This is a genomic window from Bradyrhizobium sp. AUGA SZCCT0158 (assembly GCF_018130065.1).
Classification (GTDB): Bacteria; Pseudomonadota; Alphaproteobacteria; order Rhizobiales; family Xanthobacteraceae; genus Bradyrhizobium.
In genome coordinates, this window is sequence record NZ_JAFCME010000010.1 from 171,918 (window position 1) to 181,385 (window position 9,468).

Genomic DNA, 9,468 nt, shown 5'->3' on the forward strand with positions numbered 1-9,468 from the left:
CCTCGAACCGGTCCCCACCCCCGGATCAAGTCCGGGGAATGCTCGAAAACGTAATGGCTCCTCACGCGATGGTCTGGATGATGCCGCCCTCGGCCCGCAATGCCGCACCGTTGGTGACGGAGGCTTCCTTTGAGCTGACATAGACCACCATGTTGGCGATCTCCTCGACGCTGGCAAAGCGCTCGACCAGCGACGTCGGGCGGTGCTGTTTGACGAAGCGGGCTGCCGCCTCCTCTACCGACTGGCCATTTTGCTTGGCGAGATCCCTGACGAAGGTCTCGACGCCTTCCGACATCGTAGGCCCGGGCAACACCGAATTGACCGTCACGGCGGTGCCGCGGGTGAGTTCCGCAAGCCCTCGCGCCACCGCGAGCTGCGCCGTCTTGGTCATGCCGTAGTGGATCATCTCCTTTGGAATATTCAGTCCCGATTCCGAGGAGATGAAAACGATGCGGCCCCAGTTGCGCATCAGCATGCCGGGCATATAGGCGCGCGACAGCCGCACGCCCGACATCACATTGACCTCGTAGAAGCGGCTCCAGTCCTCGTCGGGAATGTCGAAAAACCCCTTGGGCTCGAATATCCCGGCATTGTTGATCAGGATGTCGACGCTGGGCAGCGCTTCAAGCAGCGCGCCACAACCCGCCGCGGTCGAGACATCCGCGGCCACGCCGCGGACCTTGGCGCCGGGCGACGCCTTGCTGATGGCGGCAACCGCGCTATCGACCTTGCCCTGCGCACGGCCATTGACCACGACCGTGGCGCCCGACGCGGCCAGCCCCTTGGCGATGGCGTGTCCGATGCCGGCGGTCGAGCCTGTGACCAGCGCGGTCTTTCCCGCAAGATCGATGTTCATGAGGTATCTCCCTGTTTGATGACGGGGATATCGGGCGCGACAAGTGCAACCGCAATTGTTCTCTTCAGTTCGTGATCTCTCTCAGCCTCTCCGCTTTCGCCGTCGAGGACTCTTCCGAGGATTGGTCGGCCATCCCGCCGACCGTCAGCCGCTCAGGACGCGAATGGTGGCGCGCCGCCGTTGTGGTTCGGACCATTGGGGAAGCGAACGCTCGCTTCGGCCGAGACAAAAAAGCAGCGCCCGGAGGCCCGCTCGAAGCCGTGAACAGGTGTTCATGAATATTAAATCTGCCGCCCGGCCGCTCGGCCGCTTGCGGCGTGCAACGAACTTCACTTGAATGTGTTTATTGAGTGTCTGCTTTACGGATTTGCGGAAAGGAGTGTTCCATGAGGAAAGCACCTTTGATCCTGGCACTTGCGGCCACCCTCGGCCTGACGGCTGTCGCAGCGCCCTCGCCCGCCGAAGCGCGCTGGCGCGGCGGCGGATTTTTCCCGGCTGTGGCTGGCGGCCTCCTGGCGGGAGCGTTGATCGGCGGCCTTGCGTCCAACGCCTACGCCTATGGCCCTGGTTACGGATACTATGGCGGATATCCCGGCTACGGTTACGGATACCCTCGTTACTACGGCGGATACGCTCCGGCCTATTACGGCGGTTATGCGCCAGCCTACTACGGCGGATATTATGGCGGGCCCTATGTGCCCGTGGTTCGCTATCGCCGCGTGATCCGCCCGGCCTTCGCCTATTATGGCGGGCCCCGGTATTATCATCGCCACTGGCGCCACTGGTGAGTTAAGCGAACGCGGCGCTGGACATCGCGCGCCGCGTTCGAGTTCGGCAAATAAAAAGCGGCGCCGGAAAGCGCCGCTTTTAAGACCATTTGGCTTGTAAGGCTTACGCCGCTTCGGCGGACTTTTCCTGCACCGGGCCGGAGTCCTTGCCCTTGGCATCGACGTCGCGGTCGACAAATTCGATCACGGCCATCGGGGCGTTGTCGCCGTAGCGGAAGCCGGCCTTGATGATGCGGGTGTAGCCGCCCTGGCGGTCCTTGTAGCGAGACGCCAGCACGTCGAACAGCTTGCGGACCTGATCCTTGTCGCGCATTTCGGAGATCGCCTGGCGGCGCATCGCCAGACCGCCCTTCTTGCCGAGCGTGACCAGCTTCTCGACGATCGGGCGCAATTCCTTGGCCTTCGGCAGCGTGGTGACGATCTGCTCGTGCTTGATCAGCGCCGCGCACATGTTGGCGAACATCGCACGCCGATGCTCGGCGGTGCGGTTGAGCTTCCGGTGAACCTTGCCGTGACGCATGTTGAATTCCTCAATACTTATTCTGTCGCGACGGTTCGTCGGACTTGTTGCTCAGGTGGGCCGCCTGCGTTCGCCCTGGGAAGCGAGTAGTAAGTAGCGAATGGTTTGTCTTTCCATTCGCTATTCGCCACTCCCTATTCGCTCAATAGTGGTCTTCGAAGCGCTTGGCGAGCTCGTCGATATTCTCCGGCGGCCAGCCCGGCACTTCCATGCCGAGATGCAGACCCATCTGGGCCAGCACTTCCTTGATCTCGTTCAGCGACTTGCGGCCGAAGTTCGGGGTACGGAGCATTTCCGCTTCCGACTTCTGCACGAGATCGCCGATGTAGACGATGTTGTCGTTCTTCAGGCAGTTTGCCGAACGCACCGACAACTCCAGTTCGTCGACCTTCTTGAGGAAGGCAGGGTTGAACGCGAGATCGGGGATGATCTCCTGCGCCACTTCCTTGCGCGGCTCTTCGAAGTTCACGAACACGTTGAGCTGATCCTGCAGGATGCGGGCGGCATAGGCCACCGAATCTTCCGGCGTGATCGCACCATTGGTTTCGATCGTCATGGTCAGCTTGTCGTAGTCGAGGATCTGGCCCTCGCGGGTGTTCTCGACCTTGTAGGAAACCTTGCGGACCGGCGAGAACAGGCTGTCGACCGGGATCAGACCGATCGGCGCGTCCTCGGGGCGGTTACGCTCGGCGGCGACATAGCCCTTGCCGGCAGCGACCGTGAATTCCATGCGGATTTCCGCGCCCTCGTCCAGCGTGCAGATCTGCAGGTCGGGATTGAGCACCACGACGTCGCCGACGGTCTGGATGTCGCCGGCGGTGACGACGCCCGGGCCCTGCTTCTTCACGACCATGCGCTTGGGGCCTTCGCCCTGCATCTTGATCGAGATGTCCTTGATGTTGAGCACGATGTCGGTGACGTCCTCGCGAACGCCCGCGATCGAGGAGAACTCGTGCAGCACGCCGTCGATGTGCACCGACTGCACCGCTGCGCCCTGCAGCGACGACAGCAGGATGCGGCGCAGCGCGTTACCGAGGGTCTGGCCGAAGCCGCGCTCGAGGGGTTCTGCAACAACGGTCGCAAACCGGGCCGCATCGGTGCCCGGCGTTACCTGCAGCTTGTTCGGTCGGATAAGTTCTTGCCAATTTTTCTGGATCGTCACTGTGTCACCCATGTGTCAGTCCTTTGGGCCAGTCGTGCCCGCAACTGACGTTGGAGATCGCGGATCAGCCCGCGGCTGTCGAAATTCCAAGGCAATCGCGCGGCGGATAAATCCGCCCGCGACCAAAACATCAAACGCGCCGGCGCTTGCGCGGACGGCAACCATTGTGCGGGATCGTCGTCACGTCGCGAATCGATGTGACGGTGAAGCCCGCCGCCTGCAGCGCGCGAAGCGCCGACTCACGGCCCGAACCGGGGCCTGCAACTTCCACTTCCAGCGTGCGCATGCCGTGTTCCTGCGCCTTCTTGGAAACGTCTTCGGCCGCGACCTGCGCGGCATAGGGGGTCGACTTGCGCGAACCCTTGAAGCCCATCGTGCCGGCCGACGACCAGGCAATGGTGTTGCCCTGCGCGTCGGTGATGGTGATGGTCGTGTTGTTGAACGACGAATTCACATGCGCGATGCCGGAGGCGATGTTCTTGCGTTCGCGGCGGCGTATGCGGGTGGCTTCCTTGCCCATTCCAAAACCTTTCCTGTGATCTCAAACGCCGCCGTAGTGCCAGCGGCTACACCTAAGAGCGAATGGTGAGTGGCGAATAGCGAATAGGGGTCGAGCCCCTACTCGCCATTCGCCATTCGCTACTCGCCAATTACTTCTTCTTGCCGGCAATCGACTTGGCCGGGCCCTTGCGCGTGCGCGCATTGGTGTGGGTGCGCTGGCCGCGCACCGGCAGGCCGCGGCGATGACGCAGGCCGCGATAGCAGCCGAGGTCCATCAGACGCTTGATGTTGATGCCGACTTCACGACGAAGATCGCCCTCGACAAGATAGTCGCGGTCGATGACTTCGCGGATCTGCAGAACTTCCTGGTCGCTGAGCTGGCTGACGCGGCGCTCAACGGGAATCTTCACCTTCTCGATGATCTCGGCCGCGTTCTTCTGGCCGATGCCATGGATGTACTGGAGCGCGATCAAGACGCGCTTGTTGGTCGGGATATTCACGCCGGCAATACGGGCCACGGACTTCTCTCCTGTCACCGATCCCTCGCGGACCGGGCTATGTTCTTGCTAACTCGGGCAGGTGTCCGCAAACGCGAACACGACGCCCGTCCCCTCAGATTCTTTGGGGCCCGGCATCGTCTGAAACTATCCGACTTGGATGCGGGCTTATTAAAGGATTCAACTCGGTTTCGTCAACCGTCTCTATCGTTTAGCTCGCTTTTTCGTGACCTTTCTCACGGCCTTTTTGGCGGGCTTTTTGGCCACCTTTTTAGCCGTTTTTCCGGCCGTTTTCTTGGTCGCCTTTTTGGCCTTTTTTGCCCCCCTGGAGGCGGCTTTGGCGGCCTTTGGAGCGGTTTTGGCGGCTTTCCTGGCGGTTTTGGCGGCTTTTTTGCCCGCGGGCTTGGCGGTTTTCCTGGCGCCCGCCTTGGCCTGCCTGGCCGGCGCAGCTGCCTTCGATGCTTTGGGTTCCACCGCGCCGATGGCGGACAGGATCCGGTTAATTTCCCGGGTGACGTGCTCGATGGTCATCATACCATCGACCGTGAGCAGCTTCCGCCGCTCCGAATAGTAGTGAATCAGGGGCTCGGTCAGGGTCCGGTAGCTCGCCAGCCGCTTCGACAGCACTTCCGGAGTGTCGTCGATTCGCACTTCTTCGCCCCTCGCCCGCATCTCGGCGACGCGATTCTCGACGCGGTCGAGCAGCGCGCTCTCGTTGACGCGCAGCTCGATCACGGCGTCGAGCTTGATGTGCTTCTTCTTCAGCAGTTCATCGAGGGCTGCGGCCTGCGGCACCGTGCGTGGAAAGCCGTCGAGGATGAACCCGTTCTTCATGTCGGGCTGGTCGAGGCGGTCGGAGATGATTCCGATCACGATTTCATCCGGCACCAGCGACCCGCTCGCCATGATGTCTTTGGCCTGCAGGCCGACCGGTGTCTGCGCGGCCACCGCAGCGCGCAGCATCTCGCCGGTGGAGAGCTGGATCAGGTCGTGTTTGTGGACCAGCCGTTGCGCCTGGGTCCCCTTGCCCGCACCCGGCGGCCCCAAAAGGATCAATCTCATGACAATTCGCCCCCCGGCTTGGTGAGCGAATGCCCGCGCACCTGCGTTTTGATATCAAGGATAGTGCAAACCACAATCAGCGCCGAGCCACCACCAAAAAGAAAGGGCAGCTTACCGTAAGCCACCAAGGCTTCCGGAATCAGCGACACGGCCACGAGGTAGACGGCTCCGATGAAGGTCGTCAACGTCACGACGCGATCGAGATGGTCGGCGGTGGGTTCGCCCGGCGCCACGTCTGTAATCGCGCCGCCCCGCTTGTGCAAGACCTCGGCGATGCGCGCGGGATCAAGCACATAGGCAGTATAGATGAAAGCCAGCACGAAGACCGCAATGGATCCGAGGATCATGTGGACCGGCCGGGCGAACTGGATGTGGTCGTAGGCGACGGCGAGCGTGGGCGTCTGGCCGAGGGCCAAGGTCGCAAGCACCAGCGGAAGATAGAAAATCCACGGCGTCACGGTGGCCGGGATCAGGAACCCGGCGCTGTTGATCTTGATCGGCAGCACCGAGGAGCGCGCGGGAAGCAGGCGTGTTCCCGCCTGGCGCGCGGCATACTGCACCGGCACGTTCCGCCGCGCGCCTTCGACGAGCACGATGACCGCGACGCCCACGACCGCGAGGATCGCCAGCAACAGCAGAAGGCTGCCGGAGATCGCGCCTTGTCCCAGCAGTTGGAAGGTGGCGGAAATATCTGCCGGAAGCGAAACGATGATGCCGACGAACAGAAGCAGCGCTAGCCCGTTGCCGATCCCGTGGCGGGTGATTTGTTCGCTAAGCCAGACCAGGAAGAACACGCCGCCCACCATCGTTGCAGTGGCCGACAGCAGGAACCAGCCGCCGGGCTCGGTGACGAGGCCGGGAACGTCCTGAAGACCGGACGCGACGCCGAAGGCCTGGAATGCTGCAAGCAGCAGCGTCAGGATCAGCGTGAAGCCGGTAATCTTGCGGCGGCCGGCCTCACCCGATCGTTCCAGCGCACTCAGCCTGCCCCACACCACAGCGACAAGCTGCATGACGATCGCGACACTCAGATAGGGAATGATGAAGAGCGCGAAAACCGAAATGCGGGCGGCAGCGTGCGATGAAAGCAGCAGGCCGGCCTGCATCTGTGGCGAGAGGCCCGCAAGCGGGATATGACTGCCGAGCCGGAAGATGAGCAGCGCGCCGATCGTGATCGCGATCCGGCGCGGCAGCTCAGATTTCATCGACGGCGGCCCTTGAGCTTGGACTTGCGGATCAGCCCTTCATACTGATGGGCGAGCAGATAGCCCTGCACCTGCGCCACCGTATCCATCGTCACGCTGACGACGATCAGAAGCGAGGTTCCGCCAAAGTAGAACGGCACCGCGGCGTAGGAGATCAGAACTTCGGGAATCAGGCAGACGATGGCGAGATAGATCGCGCCGAGCACCGTCACGCGCGACAACACGTAGTCGATATATTCGGCGGTGCGCTCGCCCGGACGGATGCCGGGGATGAAGCCGCCATGCTTCTTCAGATTGTCCGCGGTCTCGGTCGGGTTGAACACGATCGCGGTATAGAAGAACGCGAAGAACACGATTAGCCCGAGATAGCAGAACAGGAACAGCGGACGGCCGTGGCTGAGCTGGGTGTTGAGCCACTGGAACCATTCCGGACCCGAGCCGGCGTTGAAGTTGGCCACCGTCGTCGGCAGCAACAGCAGCGACGAGGCGAAGATCGGCGGGATCACGCCCGAGGTGTTGAGCTTGAGCGGCAGATGCGAGGACTGGCCCTCGAACATCTTGTTGCCGACCTGGCGCTTCGGATACTGGATCAGGAGCCGCCGCTGCGCGCGTTCCATGAACACGATGAAGGCGATCACGACGACCGCCATCACGATCACGATCAGGATCAGGGCGGTCGACAGCGCCCCCTGACGGCCGAGTTCGAGCATGTTGGCGAGCGCCGAGGGCAACTCGGCGACGATGCCGGCCAGGATGATCAGCGAAATACCGTTGCCGATGCCGCGCGAGGTGATCTGCTCGCCGAGCCACATCAGGAACATGGTGCCGCCGGTCAGCGTGATCGCGGTGGAGATGAGGAAGAACGGCCCGGGCTCACTGACGACGTTACCGGCGCCCTGCAGGCCGACGGCGATGCCGTAGGACTGGAACGCGGCGAGGATCACCGTGAGATAGCGGGTATACTGGTTCAGCGTCTTGCGGCCGGCCTCGCCTTCCTTCTTCAGCGCCTCGAGCTGCGGCGAAACCGTAGTCAGAAGCTGGATGATGATGGACGCCGAGATATACGGCATGATGTTCAGGGCGAAGATCGCCATGCGGTTGATACCGCCGCCGGCGAACATGTTGAACATGCCGAGGATGCCGCCGGCCTGCGACTTGAACACCTGCTCCCAGGCCGCGGGATCGATGCCGGGCAGCGGGATATAGGTGCCGAGCCGATAAACAAGCAGCGCACCCAGTGTGAACCAGATGCGCTTCTTCAGTTCGTCGGCTTTGCCGAGCGCAGAGAAATTGAGGTTTGCCGCAAGTTGTTCTGCTGCTGAGACCATGTCTAGGCTTTCTCCCGCCGTCCCTCACGCCTCAAGCCCCGAGCGGGGCCATCGGCAGACGCCGGACATTATTTGGTGCTCGGCTTCGATAAGTCCATCGTTCAATCGGCGCATTGCCCGCGCCGCGGCGGGCAATGACGCAGATGTTACGCCGCCTCGCCTTCTTCCTTCTTGGCCGGAGCCAGAACCTTCACCGTGCCGCCGGCCTTTTCGACCGCCGCGATCGCCGATTTCGAGGCGCCATGCACCTCGATGGCGAGCTTGGCCTTGATTTCGCCGCGGCCGAGCAGCCGCAGGCCGTCCTTGGCGCGGCGCAGCACGCCGGCCTTCACCAGCGATTCGGCGGTGACGGTCTCATTGGCATCGACCAGCTTGGCATCGATCGCGTCCTGCAGGCGGTCGAGATTGATCTCGGCGAAATCGAGCTTGAAGATGTTGTTGAAGCCGCGCTTCGGCAGGCGCCGATGCAGCGGCATCTGGCCGCCCTCGAAGCCCTTGATGCGCACGCCCGAACGCGCGGTCTGGCCCTTGCCGCCGCGGCCCGCAGTCTTGCCCTTGCCTGAACCGATGCCACGGCCGACGCGCATGCGCTTCTTGCGCGAGCCGGCGTTGTCGGCGATATCGCTGAGCTTCATCGCGAAATTCCCTTATCTATGGAGCATGATCTTGACCGAAAACCGGTCCCCACTTTTCGGGATCATGCTCCTCCCTGTCTTGCTTACTCGCCGACGACGCGGACGAGATGTTGAACCTTGCTGATCATGCCGCGAACTTCAGGCGTATCCTGCAGCTCGGAAACCCGGCCGATCTTGTTGAGCTTGAGGCCGATCAGCGTCGCACGCTGCGAGTGGTGGCGGCGGATTGCGCTGCCAGTCTGCTCGACCTTGATCATCTTTGCGGCCTTGGCCATCGTCTTGACTCCGAACGGCGCGGGAAACTGCGCCTGATTGTTTATTCAGCCACCACTTCGGCATCGCCACCGACGCGGCGCGACTGCAGCGTGGACACCTTGATGTTGCGGCGCGCCGCCACCGAACGCGGCGAATCCTGATGCTTCAGCGCGTCGAAGGTTGCGCGAACCATGTTGTAGGGGTTCGACGAGCCGATCGACTTCGCCACCACGTCCTGGATGCCGAGCGTTTCGAACACCGCGCGCATCGGACCGCCCGCGATGATGCCGGTACCGGCGGGGGCTGCGCGCAGATAAACGCGGCCCGCACCGTGACGGCCGGCGATATCGTGATGCAGCGTGCGGCCTTCGCGCAGAGCAACGCGCGTCAGGTTACGCTTCGCCGATTCCGTCGCCTTGCGGATCGCCTCGGGAACTTCGCGCGCCTTGCCGTGACCGAAACCGACCCGACCCTTCTGGTCGCCGATCACGACCAGCGCCGCAAAGCCGAAGCGCTTGCCGCCCTTGACGACCTTCGCCACGCGATTGATGTGGACCAGCTTGTCGACGAACTCGCTGTCGCGCTCTTCGCGATCCCTGCTCCGTTCGCGTCCGCCGCGTTCGCGTTCACCTGCCATGGTGTTTTCCAATCTCAGGGAG

At 62.6% G+C, this 9,468-nt stretch carries 12 protein-coding genes; 1 reads left to right on the forward strand and 11 read right to left on the reverse strand.

Features of this window, described 5'->3' with window-relative positions:
• Positions 1-61 precede the first annotated feature (61 nt).
• A complete protein-coding gene (locus JQ574_RS16855) occupies positions 62-856 on the reverse strand; it encodes an SDR family NAD(P)-dependent oxidoreductase (protein ID WP_212211764.1) in 795 nt (264 codons plus the stop codon).
• Positions 857-1,242: 386 nt separating this feature from the next.
• Between JQ574_RS16855 and JQ574_RS16860 the strand changes: the two genes are divergently transcribed.
• Positions 1,243-1,644 carry a hypothetical protein gene (locus JQ574_RS16860; RefSeq protein WP_212211766.1) on the forward strand — a complete coding sequence of 134 codons (402 nt, stop codon included), beginning with the start codon at positions 1,243-1,245 and terminating at the stop codon, positions 1,642-1,644.
• 103 nt (positions 1,645-1,747) lie between these two features.
• Here JQ574_RS16860 and rplQ read toward each other — a convergent pair whose 3' ends face one another.
• From rplQ to rpsE, 10 genes are all read right to left on the reverse strand, one after another.
• Positions 1,748-2,164: a 50S ribosomal protein L17 gene (rplQ, locus tag JQ574_RS16865; RefSeq protein WP_212211768.1), complete on the reverse strand. Its 417-nt coding sequence runs from the start codon at positions 2,162-2,164 to the stop codon at positions 1,748-1,750.
• A gap of 142 nt (positions 2,165-2,306) precedes the next feature.
• A complete protein-coding gene (locus JQ574_RS16870) occupies positions 2,307-3,338 on the reverse strand; it encodes a DNA-directed RNA polymerase subunit alpha (RefSeq protein ID WP_192733847.1) in 1,032 nt (343 codons plus the stop codon).
• 118 nt (positions 3,339-3,456) lie between these two features.
• The gene (gene rpsK, locus JQ574_RS16875; protein WP_192733848.1) at positions 3,457-3,846 is read right to left on the reverse strand and encodes a 30S ribosomal protein S11; all 390 of its coding nucleotides are present in this window, start codon (positions 3,844-3,846) and stop codon (positions 3,457-3,459) included.
• A gap of 130 nt (positions 3,847-3,976) precedes the next feature.
• A complete protein-coding gene (rpsM, locus tag JQ574_RS16880; RefSeq protein ID WP_211998091.1) occupies positions 3,977-4,345 on the reverse strand; it encodes a 30S ribosomal protein S13 in 369 nt (122 codons plus the stop codon).
• A gap of 183 nt (positions 4,346-4,528) precedes the next feature.
• Complete coding sequence (locus JQ574_RS16885) at positions 4,529-5,386, reverse strand: adenylate kinase (protein ID WP_212211777.1); 858 nt, start codon at positions 5,384-5,386, stop codon at positions 4,529-4,531.
• Positions 5,383-6,492: a preprotein translocase subunit SecY gene (locus JQ574_RS16890; RefSeq protein ID WP_249119394.1), complete on the reverse strand. Its 1,110-nt coding sequence runs from the start codon at positions 6,490-6,492 to the stop codon at positions 5,383-5,385. Before JQ574_RS16890 ends, JQ574_RS16885 begins: the two co-directional genes overlap by 4 nt.
• Positions 6,493-6,587: 95 nt before the next feature.
• Positions 6,588-7,919, reverse strand: coding sequence for a preprotein translocase subunit SecY (gene secY, locus JQ574_RS16895; protein ID WP_212211781.1), 1,332 nt, complete (start codon positions 7,917-7,919; stop codon positions 6,588-6,590).
• 146 nt (positions 7,920-8,065) lie between these two features.
• A complete protein-coding gene (gene rplO / locus JQ574_RS16900) occupies positions 8,066-8,554 on the reverse strand; it encodes a 50S ribosomal protein L15 (protein WP_212211783.1) in 489 nt (162 codons plus the stop codon).
• A gap of 83 nt (positions 8,555-8,637) precedes the next feature.
• The gene (gene rpmD / locus JQ574_RS16905; protein ID WP_192733854.1) at positions 8,638-8,829 is read right to left on the reverse strand and encodes a 50S ribosomal protein L30; all 192 of its coding nucleotides are present in this window, start codon (positions 8,827-8,829) and stop codon (positions 8,638-8,640) included.
• A gap of 41 nt (positions 8,830-8,870) precedes the next feature.
• Complete coding sequence (gene rpsE, locus JQ574_RS16910; protein WP_028349043.1) at positions 8,871-9,446, reverse strand: 30S ribosomal protein S5; 576 nt, start codon at positions 9,444-9,446, stop codon at positions 8,871-8,873.
• Positions 9,447-9,468 lie beyond the last annotated feature (22 nt).